Source organism: Variovorax sp. J22R115 (genome assembly GCF_030317005.1).
Classification (GTDB): domain Bacteria; phylum Pseudomonadota; class Gammaproteobacteria; order Burkholderiales; family Burkholderiaceae_C; genus Variovorax.
Genome location: NZ_JASZYM010000028.1, coordinates 36,968 through 53,482, shown reverse-complemented (window position 1 = coordinate 53,482; position 16,515 = coordinate 36,968). Strand labels below are relative to the sequence as shown.

Sequence of the window (16,515 nt, the reverse complement as noted above, 5' to 3'; positions counted from 1 at the left end):
TGGATCACTGGCTGCATCACTACAACTGGCACCGCCCGCACCAGGGCATAGGAGGCGTTGCTCCCATGACCAGACTCAACAAGTCAAGAAATAACCTCTTGACGCTTCACAGCTAGACGTTTGTCGCCGTTGCGCGACGAATCGATTGCATGGTGATGCCTTCGTTGGCTTCGTACGTGCCGTCGCCGGCAAGACGCGGGCAGGCTTGGGAGCCGGCGTGATGCAGCGCGACGACCTCCCAGTCCTGGTTGAACACCGGACTGCCGGAGCTGCCGGGGTCCGTCGGCGTGCGGTAGTGCAGCAGGCGCTCGTGCGGACATGCATCCAACAGCACGCTGTCTTGCAACGAAAACTGCATCTCGCCGGCCTGCGGATGCCCCACGACGAAGACCTTGGTGCGAGGCGAAGGCAAGGGGATGGCCGACGCGACAAACAGGCCGCGGGCGTCCTTCGGTGTGCTGCGTAACAGGCACACGGTCACGTCGAGCTTCCCGGGCGCATCGGCCACGTTGCCCAACTTTCCGGGCTCCGACGTGAACAGCACCTCCTGTACCTCGTGAGTCGCCGCCACCCCATTGGCGGCCTCGATTTCGAAGGTGACGCGTGCGGACTCCCATGGCAGTGCCTTCGGAACGGTGTCGCTGATCACATGCGCGTTGGTGACGAACACCAGGGGATGGGACTTTCCGAAAACGGATCCCGGCACCAGGAAACCCGTACCCATGCGCACACCCTTCCTGTTGGTCACGCACCCGATGTTCGGGCTGACGTCGAGCATCTTGCGCACGTCGTCCACGGTAAAGGCCTTCTCGCCGGAGAAGTTCTTCTCCAACTCATCGGGATTGTCCTGCAAGCGCTGCAACTGTTTGGCGTCCGCGGACCAGCGGCGCTGAGTACGCATCACATGGCGCTCGAAGATCTTCGCAAGACGTCCGGGGCACAACTCGCTATCGAGCGGATTGCCCTTCCACAACTCACGCACCTGTCGGTAGTAGCTTTCGACCTCGAAGGGGCCGGTCCCCGGATGGCCGAGGAATCGATACAGCCACAGCTCGGCCTTGTCGCACCAGTCGGGGCCTGGGTCGATGCGGTTCAACGCGAGGCATGCCTCCGACACCGTCGCCAACGGCCACGGGTCGGTTGGCTCCCTGCGCGCCGCATCGGTCGCGTGGCGCAGAACGTCTTGTGCCAACGCGGCAAGCGGCTGACCTGGCTGATCGATCCCGAGGTCCTGGAGGCGCGTGCGCAGCGCCAGCACGTTGACGCCGAGATAGAAGCTCGGTTTGGCCCGCAGCTGTTTTTGATACTGATCGACCGCCTCTACGAGGAATTTGAACTCTCCGGTCAAGACGAACCTCTGCTTGCGGACGCGCCCGCGCAGCCCCTGGTAGTCGGCCGCCTCGACGGCGAAGTCCAGGTCGTTCGGGTTGGCAGTCGCCACCTTGTCGCCCTCGTCCAGCAGTTCGTCGGCCCGGTCGAACGCACCGAGTTCTATCACCGCCTGTGCCAGAAGGCGCTGGATCACGGCATCGCAACCGCGCGAATCGTGCCATGCCGTGCCGATCAGGTGCATGTGGTCGAAGTGGCGATGGCGTCGCAGCACGTCCATGGCAGCGCGAATGTCGTGCTTTGGCACCGCCTGGCCGGCTGGTGCAAGTTCATTCGCGATATGGCTTGCCGCCTCGGCAACAAGCGGCAGCGACGCGTCGGGATAGTCGTGCCGCTTGAGCGCGGCGGCCACCTCCTGCGCCGTGAGCAGCTTCATTTCAACTCCACGCCGATGGCCTGGGCGAACAGCGCTCGGAACTTCGTGCCCGCGAGATAGTGCGTGATGGTGTGGCGCCAACTGCCCCAGTTGCCTTCCTGCACGTCCTCCACCGCCCGGCCCTCGAACGGGGCATAGTTGTTGAACTTCGGGTCGACGCCACAAACGGGGTCAAGCGGGTCGTAGACGTTGATCCAGCGGCCGAGCAACGGCGGGAAGTCGACCTCGTCCTTGCCCTTCGCAACGAGGAGCTCCTGCACCTCCGTCACGCCAAGTGGAGATCCGAGGGTGAACAAGGTGTCTACCGCCGGGCAATCAGGGCAGTTGCGCAGGACGTCGTAGGCCACCATCGTGCCCATGCTGTGCGTGACCAGCACCAGCTTTTCGCCCTGTTCCGACGCGTCCCGCAGATTGGCCAGCAACCGGTTGCGCAGTTCCTCGCGCACCTTGAATTTCTTGCCATCCTGGGGCCGCACGTATTCCTTGTCGAACAGAAAATAGTAAGCCTCCATGGCGGCCTTCTTGATGATGGCGCCTTTCACGGCCCTTGGCAGCCATGACGCGATCTCGAGTTGCGCTGCCTCCTGCGCCGCCGGCGCGTCCTCGATGTCGGCCGGCTCCTCGGGCGTGGGCGCCATCCGCATCTTGCGCTCGAACTCACGCAGGAAACTGCTTTCCTGCGGATTCGCCGGGATCGGCGTCGCAAGATCGCCAGCCACGGACTTCAGGTTTTCTTCCTTGACCACCGCATTGCTCTCGGACTCGTAGTAAGAGTCGAAAGCGGTTTGGTACTCCTTCGCGTAGAACACATCGGCGTAGTAGTTGAAGACCGCCGGCACCCCCTTGGTGTTGAGGTTGATGCCGGGGTTCTTTCCGTCGAATGGCGCGGGCGCGTTGGAGCGCTCCAGGCCCCAGCGCCAGATCTCGTCCAGTTTCTCGGGCGGCGGCTTCTTCGCAAGTCCATGCACGAAGACCACAGCGTACTTCCTCATGGTCTCTCCTCGTCGTTCGGAAACAGTGACTGTGCCTCGCCCCCGAAGTCGCCCGGCGTCTCGGTGCCCTCCTTGGATGCGTTCGCAGCGGCCAGCGCATGGTTCATGTCGGCCTTGTGGAAGCGCACGGTCTTGCCCTTCTTGCGCGCCTCTTCGAGCTCGTCCCTCGCGATCGTTCCACCGCCGATGCCGATCACTACGTCGGATGCGCCGACGACGGCGAGCGATGTGGCCGAGAGGCGACCGTTGCCGTGCTTTCCACCCCAGATGGTGTCGTCCACCACGAACACGACTTCGCATTCGGTGGAAAAGTTCACGCCTGCCGAGCGCGCCATCGACGACACGATGCCTGCCGTCCGGAAGCCCTTCTGCAACGCAAGGGGGTAGACAATCCCGATGCCTTCAGACGTTGCTCCGCCGCAGATGAGCGTGTCGGCAGGGGTGAAGTTCTTGAGCTCCGCGAGGATGGTTTCCTGGACTTCCGCTTCGTCCTCGTAGCCGGTGCCGGAGAAACCGGTGAAGGTCACCACGCGCGCGCCACCCTGCGAGCGAATGCCGTCGACCGCCGACTGCGCATCCCCGGAATCCACTACACGCCGGAAAGCCCCGAGCACGCGTGCCTTTTGCTCGGGCGTGGCACCCAGGTGCTTCAGCAGCAGGCGAGCCTGCTTGCAGGTCGAGCGGTGGTCGTCGACCGCTCCAGGAGCCATGGCGACCGCCTGTTCGTAGCGGGTTGCCGCAAGGTCGTAGTTGCGCTGGAGAAGCTGGACCTCTGCAACCGTGGCCGACTGCCAATATTCCCCCGCTTTGGGCTGCGTGCCCACGAGCTGCTCGACCGACTTGGCCAGCTGGATGCCTGCATCGATCTCGTCGAGGAAGATGCTCTTGGCCGCCGCGTTGATGCCGAGGTAGAAGTCGCCCGGCGCCTTGGCAAAGCCCTCGGCATAAAGGTCGCGGGAACGACGCAACATCAGGCGGTCTCGGGTGGCCTCGTAGGCATCCATCCACGTGCGTGCATAGATGCCGACCGTTTCCGGATCACGTTCGCCGAGCTCATACAGTTCGCCGAGGACCGCCTTGGCTTCCTTCCAATTGCGCGATCGCGCAAGCGCGAGGCCGGTAAGCTGGCGCGGGCGGATCGCGGCTGGAAATGCGGCGCGCACGCCTTCCAGCAGCGGCAGGGCTGCTTGCGACGCGCCTATGGAAACCAGGGCTTGTGCAGCGGCGCAGGCGAGCACAGGGTTCGACTGCCAGGCGAGGTCGTCCTTGCGCTTGTCGGCGAGGCGCACGATCTCGTCGGCCTCCCTTCCGCTGCCGAAAGTGCGGATGCTCGCCAAGTCATGGTTCGTCGTGTCGTCGATGCGCGCAGCCAGCTGCACGGCCTCGGGCGGCAGGGGCTTGCCCTGCAAGCCGTACAGGAGTCGCAGCAGCGGCGTCCCACGCAACCCATCGCGCTGTTCGCTGGCATCGATCCACAGCGCACTTTGCACGAACGCAGGCAGTGGGGCATTCTGAAGGCGCACCGCCACGAACGGAAAATCACCGATGGCTTCGCGGGCCTCGAACGAGTTGTATTCCTTCTTGCACCACGCCGAGTCTTCGCTGCGCGTGGACCAGACGAGGACGCCGGATTGGCTGGCATCGAGGTTTTCGCCGATGGAAGATGCGAGCGCCTCCCCCGCCACCAGCACGAACTGGTCCATGAACACCTGGTATTTCAACTGGGTGAGGACGTCATAGAGCGCCAGCGCCCATTTCCTCTCCGTCGAGCGGTAGCTGAGGAAAACGTGCCACTTGCGCCCCGCCTCGAGCGGCCCCGGCAGGGGGGCCAGCTTCAGCCATTCCTCCATTTGCCCCATGCGAATCTCCTCGCGAGCCTTGGCGGGTCACTATACTGAGAAACGCGGGACGAAGGGGCCTTCTGCATACGCAATCGAATGGAGAAGACGGTGCATGGGGCGGCGCACCCGATCTTGACCCCGCCGCGACGGACCTTGGGCGTTCAATCGGGCGTTGGAGCAGGCGGAATGCTCGGCCATCGAGCTGTTCATGCGCTTGAGCGCTGGGACGCCTCGGAGCGCCGAACTTCTAACGTAGACGTTCAACGTTCAACTTTCCAGGAGCAATCCGCATGGGTGAACGACATCGCTATCGTCGAAGGCCCGACCGTCCGGTCGTCGCCGTACGGCTCCGACTCGACACAGATGGTTTCGACTACCGGAAGTGGGGTGGCCAGCAACACTGCAAGAGTGGCGACTGGCTGGTGGACAACGACGGGGACGTTTACACCGTCGACGGCGCCACTTTTGACCGCACTTACCGCGAGGTCGGCAAAGGCACCTTCGTAAAAACGACGCCCGTCTGGGCGGAAACCAGCACCGAGGCTGGCAGCGTTCAGACCCAGGAAGGGCGAACGCACTTTGCCGCGGGCGACTACCTTGTATCGAACCATGAAGATGGCACTGACAGGTACGCCGTCCAGGCCACGAAGTTCGACGCACTTTACGAACTTGACGAGTGAACGCCTCGACGTGGTCGGCGCGCGGCGCGCGGGACGCATTGTCGAGGCTTCTTCAAGTTGCATTTCTCCCCAATGTTGAGGGGACTGGTGACCCCATGCTTTCCCCCAACGGCAGCCCGGCGCGACAATTCCCTACGCCGTACCGACTCGAGCAGGGCGTAGCGGACCTGTTGCCCGACGGCAGGTCCCATCAGGTGAGCAGATGCCCCCGGGATGCCCGCTTGGGCGCAACGGCAGGTCATCGTGACTTCAAGCGAATCTGGAGCGCAAACATGAAGTTCTGGACCTCCGACGGCCGATTGGATGTGGTGGTGCTCGGGCCGATGACGGGCAGCGAGGACGAGGACGAGGACGAGGACGACGTCAAGCTGAGTGCCAACTGCGAAGTCATCAAGGAAGTCGCCGACGCGGTCCTCGCGGAAGCATGCGGGCATTGTTGGCGGCGAGCGGCTTCACCTCCGCCCTGGTGACCAGTCCGGAAGGCTTCAAAGGCAGCGACATCAAGACCAACGTGTTGATGGCCATCGACAAGGCTGACATCGCTTTGTTCGATATGTCGCCCAGGTCCGGCGAGCGTTCACCCTCGCCGAACGTGATGTACGAACTGGGCCTGGTGCATTCGCTGGGACTGCCCTACCTCATGATTCAGAAGAAGACGGCCATCACGCCTTGCTATCTGGCTCAACTGAATCGCATCGATCTGCCGGCGGCAAATTACCCGAACCGCGTGCGGTTCGCCAAGAGGCTGAGGGAGGAGCTGGATCACATGCTCAAGCCGGACGACCAGGCCCACTATGAGATCAATCCGGTTTCCCAGTGCTACGACAACGCCGCGGTGGTCGATATTTCGGCCGTGATGGGCTTGGCAACGGGCTACTACTTCAACTTCCTGTATCGGCTCCTTAAGGATCCCAATTTCCTGCACCATCACAAGCCCCCCAGATTCACCGCCAAGTCACATTGGTTCCCAACTCGCTGCGCTCGAGCGTGCGCAAGGACATCGAGGATTTCCAGAGTCTTGTGGAACAGGCAGGCATGAAGGTGGAAGATTGCACGCTCGAACTGCCGGAGGGCTTGTCTGCGGACATCCGCAAAATCCTCAACAAGCGCATTGGCACCATAGGATTCGACATTCCCATCACCGCCTACGCGCTGCGCCGATCGCCACGCTACACCACCTTGGCGGCCAAGACGCCAGGTTCATCAAGCCCCGAATTGTTCGCATGGAGCAAGGCATGTTGAACCGCTTCGGTAGCCCTACCCAATACCTGCTGCAGCGCGGCTTTCAGTTGGAAGACATGGACATAAGCCGCCACTCGCTGGAGCGAGTTCCGACGACGAATGAAGAGGTCCATCGCATCTTCGGCAGGCCCTGAACGGCGGCGTACCGGCTTGATGTCATGCCGCCATCGCGCGTTGGCACCGACCCCGGCCCGACCATCTGCTGCAGAGCGGTGTGATGCTCGATGGGTGCGGCGCGAGCAAGTCCGACTTGATTGACGCGGTGCCGCCCGGCCGTATGCTTGAGCCCCATAGGGGTTTGCAGCAGCCAGTCGAGTCAAGCACCATGACGATCGAGCACGCCTGTTTCATCAGCTTCTCGCGCGGACCGGGCAAGGACACCCTGTTCGCGAACTATTTCTACGAGGAGTTCACCCAGCACCTCGCCTTGATCGACAAGACGCTGTCCGTCTTCAAGTTCGACGTCGAGCGGTGCGAGAAGCGCCGCCAGGGCGACGACTGGACGAAGTGGATCCAGCGTGAGCTCTGTTCGAGCGCGATGATGATGGCGGTCTGCGCGCCCAACTATTTCAATGGCAGCCCGGCCTGTGTGAGTGAGTTCCGTGGCATGGAACTGTTGATCACCGAGCGCACCAAGGTTCTCGGCGTGCCCAAGCGCGACTGGCTGCTCGGTCTGCGGCTGAAGGACACGATCAAGATGCCGTTGCTGGACCCTTACGACGTGAGCGACTTCCTCGACTGCGGCGTCTCGCCCGAGAAGGTGCGCAACATGCATCGCTACCGCAAGGTCGTCAGTGGACTGGCCGATCGGGTGTATGAGCACTGGTCCTGGCTCCAGGACGCGGGAAGGGCGGCACAACTGCACGCGGCCGGGATCTGCGGAGGCTTCAAGCTCCCGCCCGAAACCAGCGTCACACCGGCCGCCTTTCCCTTCGCTGGCGGAGTGCGCTGATGCAGGCCACTGCGCCGCAGAGCTTCGGTCCGCATTGGATGGGGCGTCAACGCCTCGGCGAGCCGGGCGAGGTCTACACCTTCTACTCGTACAAGGGGGGCACCGGCCGCAGCATGGGTCTGGTCAACTGCGCCGGGCTGATCGCGCAGCAACTGCCGAGCGGGGCCAAGCCGCTGTTGCTGATCGACTTCGATCTCGAAGCGCCGGGGCTGCACCGCTACCTGGCCCCGTGCCTGGAAGGCTATGTGAGCGAGCAGCAGCAAGGTGTGCTCGAACTGTTCGAGGCGCTGTCGCAGGAAGTCGATGTGCTGCTCGCGCGGCGCGGGCTGCAGGCGCTGGACGACGAGAGCACTGCGGCGCTCGTGATGGACTTCGATCTTTCGCCGTTCAAGCTTCCGGTGCGGCTGCCGGCACAGGTGGCGGGCACTGCGCCGAAGGGGTCGGTGGCGCAGGAACTGATCGTCGCCGGGCGCTTCGACCATGACTACGATGCCCGTCTGCACCGCTTCGACTGGCCGCGCCTGTATGCACGCGCGCCGGCGCTCTTCCGCGCCTTCAGCGCGCGACTGGCGAGCGAACACAGCCTTGTCTTTGTCGATTCGCGCACCGGCCTGTCGGACACCAGCGGCATCAGCACGATGCTTCTGCCTGACGTGCTGGTGGTCGTCTTCACGCCCAACAGCCAGAGCCTGACCGGCATCGAGCACCTGGTGCGCAAGGCGGTGGACTACCGTGCCAAGTCGGCGGACCTGCGCCCGCTGCGGGTGTACCCGCTCGCCTCGCGCGTGGACAATCAGGTCGAGCACTTCCGCCAGGTCTGGCGCATGGGCGACCCGGCGCACCCGCTCTTCGGTGTGGTCCCCGGCTACCAGCCGCTCTTTGCCAGCGTGTTCTCGAGCACGCTGGCCCATCAGGTGAAGGACGATGTCCTCCTGCCGAGGCTCGGCGAGTATTTCGACCAGGTGCAGGTGCCCCATGCCGCCGACTACGCTTTCGGCGAGCGCTTGTGCTTTGCCCAGCAGTCGAGCAGCGACAGCCTGAGCATCCGGGGTGCCTACGAGCTTTTCCTCCCGTGGATCGTGACCGGCGCACAGCCCTGGGAGCGCCCGGTCGAGCGGCTGAATGACTTGCGCGCGGCGCTGTGGCTGCGTGACACGGGCGTGGCCGCCGGTCCGGCATCGGAGGAGGGGTGGCCGGCGTGGTTCGACCGCGCGGCGCGGGTGTCGGCGACAGCGGACCTGGGCGACCTGCCCATCATGTCGATCACTCCCGACAGGCGATTCGACATGACCTTGGCGCAGTCCCTTGCCCTGGCCCATGTCGGCGACTTCGGGCCGGCGCGCACCGCGCTGGATACCGCCGCGATGGCCTATGGGGACGAGTCCGCCCCGAGCCTTGCGCCACGTGCGCCGACTGCGTTGCTGAAGCTGCTGCAAGGCGACCCGCCTCCCGGCGAGGCAAAGGCCGACGCCGCGGCCTGGCTCGAAGGCTTGGACAAGCTGATGGGGCGCTGGCAGCCGCTGAAGCGCGAGCGTCGCCTCTGGCTCGAGGCCCTGCTTCCGTTGGCCGCCGAATGGGGCATGCCGGAGCTGTGTTGGCGCGCCGCGGTCGAACTGGAAGGCGAGGGCAGCGAATCGGCCCTTGAAGCGCAGCTCGCCGCCGCCCAGGCGCGCGAGCGGGCCGGCGACATGGCGGGCGCATTGGCGCTGGCCGAGGCGCTGGCCAAGGCGCAGCATCCAGGCACCGGCGAGCCGGTTCGCCTCGCGCGCGACATGCTCACTCGCCTGCGCTCGCAGGTTCACGGGAGCCAGGTGCGTCCGCTGCCGTCGATCAATGAGTGCGACTGCACCGCATGGATCGGCTTCTCACCCGTGGATGAGGACGTCGAGGAATGGGTCGCCCAGTTCAACGGCGAGCTCGAGCGCGGGTTGCGTACGCGGCTGCGGGGCGTGCGACTTCCGCCCACCGCGGCAGGTGACTTGGCCGAGAGGCTCTCGCGCCAGCTGGCGCGCAGCTTTTCGTTCATCCTGATCGTCGGCCACCATCGGGACGATAAAGGGTGCCGGCAGAAGATCCAAGTGTTGTTCCAGATGTACGGCCACGCCGTTTGGGAGCGTCTGTACATCCTGGCACTCTCGCAGGAGGCGATGCAGCGTGTGTTCGCGTGGCTGCTGGCGGACCACGCCGTGGACGGTGCCTCTGTCAGGCCTTTCTTCTCGCCCCACCGACCCAACGAGCCCATGCCGATCTTCACGGCGCCGGGCATCATCAGCGCCGAGTTTGACGAGCCCTTCACGCGGCTGCGCGAGGATCTGGAGCGAAGCATCCGCGCTTCGCTGGCGGTGCCGCCCACTGCTCAGGTCGTGCCCGCTTCGCCGTCTGCGCCCGAACTGATGAGCGCGCCCATCACGATCCACGTCGGGGCCAACATCAATGTCGCAGGGGACTTCGACACCGCGACAGCCACGAATATCCAGAACAGCTTCAACAAGGCCTCCGCAGCCGACGTGAACGACCATCTCAAGGCGCAACTCCAGGCGCTCACGGCGCAGATCGCAGAACTGGCGAAGACGCTGCCTCCCGACGAGGCCGAGCGTGTATCCAAGGACCTCGAGATGCTCACCTCCGAGGCGGTTTCGACGAAGCCGCGAAAGGCATGGTTCGAGCTATCGGGCCAGGGGTTGATCGAGAGCGCAATGTCTGTGCGCGAAATGGCAGGCCCTGTGGCGGCTGCAGTCAAGGCCGTTCTTGCCCACTTGCCCGATTGAGGGCGAGCTTGCGGCTGCGCACGCCTCCTTCAGACGCAAGAGGTACTTTCCGGGTTCCGGACATTGCCGAACGGACAGGGGTCATCCCCTGTTTGGTCGATTGTCTTGGGGTCGATCTCGCCGTAAAACGAACCGAGTCATTCCGCGTTGCGCCTCTCGCGGCGCAACGCCGGAAAAGGAGCGGGACCATGGCGACTGCGATCAGCACGGGACCTTACCTACCGAAGTTCGAGCATGACATCTTCCTGAGCTATCGGCACATTGACGCGCCTCCCGACCCATGGATCGAGCAGTTTTGCGAGAAGCTGGCGCGCGAACTCACGACCCGCCTGAACCGCGTCGACATCTGGCGTGACACGTCGGACCTGAGGTACGGGGACAACTGGAACGAAGAAATCGAGAAGGCGGTGTCCTCCGCAGCGATCTTCATCGCGGTGCTCACTGAGAACTATCTCGACTCCGCCGTGTGCGCCAGGGAGTTCGATCTCTATTTGCGCAGATCGAGCCATGAGGCATCGAACGGCATCGAGAGCGTGGTCGTCCCGATCCTGCGTCATGCGCTCAAGTCGCTCCCTGAGGAGTTCGCGCCCTACCACTACACGGGCATCTTCGACAAGGAGTCCGGGCTCGAACTCGATCCAGGCAACCGCGCGAACGAGAAGGGCAGCTTCTATCACGAGGTGGCAGTTCTGGGCGTCCAACTGGTGCGCAGGCTGCAAGAGCTTGCCGGCATCCTGCAGCACGGGATGACCCCGCTGTTCCTGGCCAGCATGGGCTACGGTGCGGACGACCGTCGCACGGATCTCCTCTGCGATCTGTTGCAGCACGACGAGATCCTCCTGCTCCCGGAAAAGCAGTACATCTGGAATTCGCCCATCCTGGAGCAGCGCCTCAGTGCCGATCTGGCCCGCGCGCAGCTCTGCGTGCACATCATTCCCCCGCGGGCGAATGACGAGCTGAAAGCGATCCTGCGCAAGCAACTCGAACGCGCGGCGAAGGCCATGAAGGAGGCGGGACGGCCCATGCCGCTGGTGTGGATTCCCACGGGATCCGAGCCGCACGAGGAACTGCGGGAACTCGTCGACTACATCCACGACGACCTCGCCGAGCAGGGCGTCGAGTACCTGGACGGCGACAGCATCGAGAAGTTCAAGACCCTCGTCTACGACAAGGTCAGGGAACTGAGGTCCGCCCCCGCGCCGGCCGTATCGAGCCCGGCGCCGGCGAAGCTGGCCGTCGTGATCGGGCCGGGCGACATGGTCGCCAGCGGCGAACTGACGCGGTTGCTCTCCGAGCGGATCGACCGCGACAGTCTTCGCATCAAGATCGAATCGGGTGACGCACTCGCGACGCATGCCGACGCGCTGGCCGAGTGCAGCGGCTGCGTGGTGATCTGGGGCGACGTGACCGAGAGCTGGATCCAGGCGGTGCTCGACGCGAAGACCCTGAGCGCCTTTCGCGAGCGTTCGGCGCTGGCGCTGTGTGTCGCCGGGACCGACAGCGACGAGAAGGCCACCTTTCACGCGCGCCGCGTCCACCATCTGCGCGTCGGTGGGGACGACTTCGAATCCTCGCTGCGCGCCTTTGTAGCGACGGCAGAGCAGCCATCATGAGCGGCACCCCGTCGTTGCGGGACCTGAACCCTTTTCCTGGCCTGCGTCCGTTCGATACCAGCGAAGCCGATCGCTTCTTCGGCCGCCAGCAACAGGTCGACGAACTCGCGGCGCGGATCTCGCAAGTGGCCTTTCTGGCCGTCACGGGCGACTCGGGCTGCGGCAAATCGTCACTCGTGCGCGCCGGCCTGCTTCACCGGCTGCGCGACCTGAATGGCGACGGAAAGTCGCAGTGGCGCAGCGCCATCATGTCTGCCTGTCCGCAGCCGACGGTCGCCCTGGCGCGCGCGCTGGTTCCGGCACTGGAAGGCGACAACGCGCTGGCTGAGGACCCGGATGCCGAGGCCCGGCTGCTGGGCTGGCTCAGGCTGGGCGGTCGCGGGCTGATCGATGCGATCCGGCTTTCGCGCCCGGGCCCGCAGCAGCGCCTGCTGGTCGTCGTCGACCAGTTCGAGGAGATCTTTCGCGAGGAGCTCGACCCGGACGAGTCCCAGGCTTTCGTCAAGCTGTTGTTGAACGTGGCCTTCGATCGCGACTCGCCGGTCAGCGTCATGATCACGCTGCGATCCGATGAACTCGGCAGCTGCGCCGATTTTCGCGGGCTCCCCGAGGCCATCAGCCGCGGACAGTACCTGGTGCCACGGCTGACCCGCGCCCAGCGCACGGAGGTGATCACCGGCCCCGTGGGTCTGCGTGGCAAGCAGGTGTCGCCGCGACTGGTGCAGCGACTGCTCAATGATGTCACCGACGCCTACGACGACCTGCCGGTGCTGCAGCACGCGCTGACCCGTACCTGGAACAAGTGGGCGGGCGCCACCGGCGGCGCGTCGCCGATCGACATCGTTCACTACGAGGAGGCGGGCACGACGGTGCGCGCGCTGTCGGAACACGGAAAGGAAGCGTGCGGGGACCTGCCGGGTCTGGAGGCCACGGTTGCCAAGGTGTTTCGCGCGCTCACTGAACGGGTCACCGAGCGGTCCAGCCTGCAGCGCGGGCCGGAGGGGCGCGAGCGGCGGCGGCCACTCCCCTTCGACACGCTCTGCGAGGTCGTCGCAGGCCCGCGCGACGACGTGGCCAAGGTGGTCCAGCGCTTCCGGCAGCGCGACACCTGCTTCCTGATGGACGGCCCGGTGCTGGACGGCAATCCGATCATCAACATTTCCCACGAGAGCTTGATCCGGCTGTGGGATCGGCTGCGGGATTGGGTCGCGGCCGAGTCGGAGTCGGAACAGCGCCTCCGGAACATCGTCTACCAGGAGGAGCAGAACGCGAAGGGTGAGGGTTCCTTGCTGCGTGGCGCCGCACTGGCCGATGCGCTCGAATGGCACGCGACCCAACGGCCCAACGGCGCCTGGGCGGGCCTGTACCTTGGCGCCAAGGTCGGTGCGCAACGCTGCGAGGCCGTCCAGCGATACCTGGAACGCAGCAGCGTGGCGCAGCGGCGGTCGGCGCTCAGGGAGCGCAACCGGAGATGGCTGATCACCGGGCTGGCCGGCACGATTTTCGTCACCGCCCTGGTCATCGGCGCCGCCGGTTTCATGCTGGCGGGGGCGACGAAGGCGCGCATTCTCACCAGCTATGCCTACGGCGAGCTCAATCGCAATCCTGCGAAGGCCGCCCACCTCGCCATGGCCGCAGTCCGGTTTGACGCCTCCAACAGCGGTGCCGTCATCGCCCTGCGCAGCGCACTGGCGACATTGCAGGTGAGCCACGTCGACCTGGCACTGCCGGGGGCGCCGACCATTGCCGACCTGGCGCTCAGTCCCGACAGCACGCGCCTCCTGGCGGTTCGCGCCAATTCCGTGCAGGTGCTGGATGCACAGACGCTGAACGAGATCGGAACGCCGATGAATCGCAGCGGCACGATCCGGCGGGCTTGGATGAGCGCAGACAACAACTCGGTCGTCACACTCACGGCGGATGGCGAGGCGCAGCACCAGCGGCTCGATGGCACCGAGGCCAGGCCGTTGGTCTGTCCCCGCGGCGGCGTGACGAAGACGATGGCGATCTTCGGCTCGCGCGTTGCCGGCGACTGCTCGGGCGCAGTATGGGTGTGGCAGCTCGACAGGGGCAGCCCGCCGACACTCGCGTACGAGCCGCGTCAGGCCCGCCCGGAGATCGCGGCGCTGGCCTTCTCGGCGGATGGCGGGAGTCTCGCCATCGGGGATGCATCGGGCCAGATCGAGGTCAGGCAACTCGCGGCGCCAGCACAGAAGGGAGCGCCGGACATCTGGCAGGAGATCGATGCGTCGAATGCAGCGCGTTCCGGCACCGTGCGCCGGACCCATGGCGGAAAAAAGGTGCTCGATCTCGCCTTCGATCCGGCCGACAACCGGCGGCTGCTGAGCGCCGGTGCCGACCGCAATGCCATCATGTGGCGGCTCGACAAGGGGGATCCGAAACGCCCGGAAGGCCACAAGGACGGGGCTTCCGGGCAACCGCTGGCGCATGCGCGCGAGATCGAGGCGGTGCGTTACCTGCCCGCGCGTGGTGACCGGCACCTGTTCGCCACGCTGTCGGGCAAGACGGTCCAGATCTGGGACGGCGACCATTCCGAGCGGGTCCTGAAGCACGACGACTGGGTGTCCGACATCGACTTTGCAGCGAACGACTCGCTGATCGTCACTGCGAGCCATGACGGCATCGTGCGCGTCTGGTCGATGCGAACGGCGCTTCCCGTTGCGATCTTGCGAGGACACCGCGACGTCGTGCTGCGTGCGATCTTCACTTCCGCCGACGGCAGCAGCCTGGTCACGTTGGGCCTCGATGGTCAGGCGCTGCGCTGGCGTCTCGATATCCCGCAGCTCTTGCGCGCGAGCGAATCCAGGATCCTGGGCGCCGCGTATTCGCCGGACGGCACCCGCGCCGCGATCCTCGAAGAGAAGGGCAGCGCCATCCTGGAACTGAATGGGCGTCACGACATCGAGGAAGCCCCGAGGCAAACGACGCTGCAGATCGATTCGAAAGGCACCCTTTCGCGTCCCTCATGGAGCCGGGATGGACGGTTCCTGGCCGCGAGCGTGGCGACGGAAGACGTGTCGACCCTGGCGGGCGCCACGGTCTTCGATGCGGTCTCCGGTGTCGAGCAAAGACCCAATTGGCTGGTCGGATGGCGTCAGGCGGTCTTCTCGAGCGCTGGCGACGAACTCCTCACGATCGATGACAACGGCGTTCTGGCGTTGTGGCCGAGCTCCGCGCTGGACCACGACGACGCGGAATCGCTGGCCGTTTCGGGCACATCCGATCCTCGGCGTGGTGTCATCGCGCTGAGTCCGGACGGCCGCTGGATCGCAGTCACCAACGAGCGAACCATCGAACTCTGGCCCCGCGACGGGTTGTCAGGCCATGCGCAGATCATTCATGCCCACAAAGGGGCGATCCGGTCCTTGAGCTTCAGCCCGGACAGTCAGTGGCTGCTGTCGAGCAGCAACGACCGCAGCGCGAAGGCCTGGCCCATGAACCCGGCGACGGACAAGATCGTGGAACTGGGAGGCGGCAGCGGGACCTTGATGACCGCCGCATTCGACTCGACAGGCCGGCGCATCGCCACGGGCAGCGCAGACGGTCAGGTCGACATCTGGAGCTTCGACCCGAAGAAGCACCGCGTCGTGAAGCTTGTGAGCCTGCGCGCGCACAGCGAGACGGTCAGTACCGCGCAGTTCGCCAAGGACGGCAAGACGATACTTTCGTCCAGCGACGACGGTACCGTCCGGCTCAGTCGCTGCGAACTCTGCACGCTGGAAGTCGCGCAACTGCCGGAAGTCGTGTCCAAGCTGGCCGTGCTGACAGGCGACGAAGCGGTGACGACCGAAGCACAGAGTCGGGTCACGATGCGGGATTTCGGATGGGGCTCGCTGTTGAACTGGAGGCGCTGATCGTTCTCAGCCGGTCGGCAGGAATAGGTCGGCAGCGCTTTGCGCTGCGAGGATCCTCGCGTGCGTAGCGTGAGTGGGGATTCTGGTATTGCGCGTTGGCAATGATCTCATTGAATTAGTTATCAAATAGAGTCAGCCACGCAAACACTCCTCGAATTGAACAAGTCGAGAATGGCTGCGTATTGGGTTTGCTACGCAAGGGGTCGGTTCGTCGATCTGGCGCGTGCGCCTGTCAAGAGCCTGCGGTGCGGGGGCACATGACTGTCTTTCGACCAAAAACCCCTCTGTCTGCGTATCGGGGATGGGTCGTCGCTACAACCTTCCATTCGTACTAGACCGATCACCTCGCGCAATTGAGAGTGACCCGAAATCACTGAGTAATAAAGTAGTTCTTAATTACTACTTGCTCACCGAGTTGGAGGCCGGCGCGTGCTCCTCGGTGCCGAGAAGTCTGACACGTTGACCGCGTCGTGGACGGTGCGGATGCGCTGGATCTCAAATCTTTGCACCAGTCACTTCGTTGTCGTTGCGGCGCATTTGAGTCCGCGCACGCCGCAACTTGGCAGGACATCCCATGCGAATCGTGCCGATGCGCAACGCCGTGTGCGTGCACAGTTTTGGTGGTGTGGGATGTCGCAAACTCTGAGAAGCAACAAGCGAAAGACCGAGTTGCGGCATTGATCGCAAGTCGTATTGACGAGCGTCACGAGCGCGACGACACTGGCCCCCCCGCGCTTTGAGCGCGAGCATTCACACACGGCCAAACCGTGATAACAACGCTTCTCGG

General features: G+C 64.6%; 12 protein-coding genes and 1 pseudogene. 10 read left to right on the top strand and 3 right to left on the bottom strand.

Features of this window, described 5'->3' with window-relative positions; all coding sequences use genetic code 11:
* Window positions 1-116, top strand: a pseudogene (locus tag QTI04_RS31870) (IS481 family transposase); the annotation flags it as partial.
* On the opposite strand, the gene QTI04_RS31865 reads toward QTI04_RS31870, so the two are convergent.
* Genes QTI04_RS31865 through QTI04_RS31855 form a run of 3 tightly spaced genes read right to left on the bottom strand, consistent with a single transcriptional unit; the run spans window position 113 to window position 4,616 of the window.
* On the bottom strand, window positions 113-1,765 hold the full coding sequence (locus QTI04_RS31865) for a serine protease (RefSeq protein ID WP_286619235.1): 1,653 nt from the start codon (window positions 1,763-1,765) through the stop codon (window positions 113-115). The pseudogene QTI04_RS31870 and the gene QTI04_RS31865 overlap by 4 nt on opposite strands.
* Window positions 1,762-2,757, bottom strand: a complete 996-nt coding sequence (locus QTI04_RS31860) for a hypothetical protein (RefSeq protein ID WP_286619234.1) — start codon at window positions 2,755-2,757, stop codon at window positions 1,762-1,764. The genes QTI04_RS31865 and QTI04_RS31860 overlap by 4 nt, the downstream gene beginning before the upstream one ends.
* Window positions 2,754-4,616: a toll/interleukin-1 receptor domain-containing protein gene (locus QTI04_RS31855; RefSeq protein ID WP_286619233.1), complete on the bottom strand. Its 1,863-nt coding sequence runs from the start codon at window positions 4,614-4,616 to the stop codon at window positions 2,754-2,756. The genes QTI04_RS31860 and QTI04_RS31855 overlap by 4 nt, the downstream gene beginning before the upstream one ends.
* 272 nt (window positions 4,617-4,888) lie before the next feature.
* Between QTI04_RS31855 and QTI04_RS31850 the strand changes: the two genes are divergently transcribed.
* The 9 genes from QTI04_RS31850 (at window position 4,889) to QTI04_RS31810 (ending at window position 15,728) form a co-directional block, all read left to right on the top strand.
* Window positions 4,889-5,278: a hypothetical protein gene (locus QTI04_RS31850; protein ID WP_286619232.1), complete on the top strand. Its 390-nt coding sequence runs from the start codon at window positions 4,889-4,891 to the stop codon at window positions 5,276-5,278.
* A gap of 272 nt (window positions 5,279-5,550) precedes the next feature.
* Entirely contained in the window at window positions 5,551-5,748 is a 198-nt protein-coding gene (locus QTI04_RS31845; RefSeq protein ID WP_286619231.1) for a hypothetical protein, read from the top strand.
* Complete coding sequence (locus tag QTI04_RS31840) at window positions 5,712-6,317, top strand: hypothetical protein (RefSeq protein WP_286619229.1); 606 nt, start codon at window positions 5,712-5,714, stop codon at window positions 6,315-6,317. Before QTI04_RS31845 ends, QTI04_RS31840 begins: the two co-directional genes overlap by 37 nt.
* Window positions 6,314-6,520 (top strand): hypothetical protein, encoded by a 207-nt coding sequence (locus QTI04_RS31835; RefSeq protein WP_286619227.1) that lies wholly within the window; start codon window positions 6,314-6,316, stop codon window positions 6,518-6,520. The genes QTI04_RS31840 and QTI04_RS31835 overlap by 4 nt, the downstream gene beginning before the upstream one ends.
* Entirely contained in the window at window positions 6,514-6,654 is a 141-nt protein-coding gene (locus QTI04_RS31830) for a hypothetical protein (protein WP_286619225.1), read from the top strand. Before QTI04_RS31835 ends, QTI04_RS31830 begins: the two co-directional genes overlap by 7 nt.
* A gap of 191 nt (window positions 6,655-6,845) precedes the next feature.
* Window positions 6,846-7,472 carry a hypothetical protein gene (locus QTI04_RS31825; protein ID WP_286619223.1) on the top strand — a complete coding sequence of 209 codons (627 nt, stop codon included), beginning with the start codon at window positions 6,846-6,848 and terminating at the stop codon, window positions 7,470-7,472.
* On the top strand, window positions 7,472-10,240 hold the full coding sequence (locus QTI04_RS31820) for a KGGVGR-motif variant AAA ATPase (protein WP_286619221.1): 2,769 nt from the start codon (window positions 7,472-7,474) through the stop codon (window positions 10,238-10,240). The genes QTI04_RS31825 and QTI04_RS31820 overlap by 1 nt, the downstream gene beginning before the upstream one ends.
* A gap of 188 nt (window positions 10,241-10,428) precedes the next feature.
* Window positions 10,429-11,853, top strand: a complete 1,425-nt coding sequence (locus QTI04_RS31815) for a toll/interleukin-1 receptor domain-containing protein (RefSeq protein ID WP_286619220.1) — start codon at window positions 10,429-10,431, stop codon at window positions 11,851-11,853.
* Window positions 11,850-15,728 (top strand): NACHT and WD repeat domain-containing protein, encoded by a 3,879-nt coding sequence (locus QTI04_RS31810; RefSeq protein ID WP_286619218.1) that lies wholly within the window; start codon window positions 11,850-11,852, stop codon window positions 15,726-15,728. Before QTI04_RS31815 ends, QTI04_RS31810 begins: the two co-directional genes overlap by 4 nt.
* Window positions 15,729-16,515 lie beyond the last annotated feature (787 nt).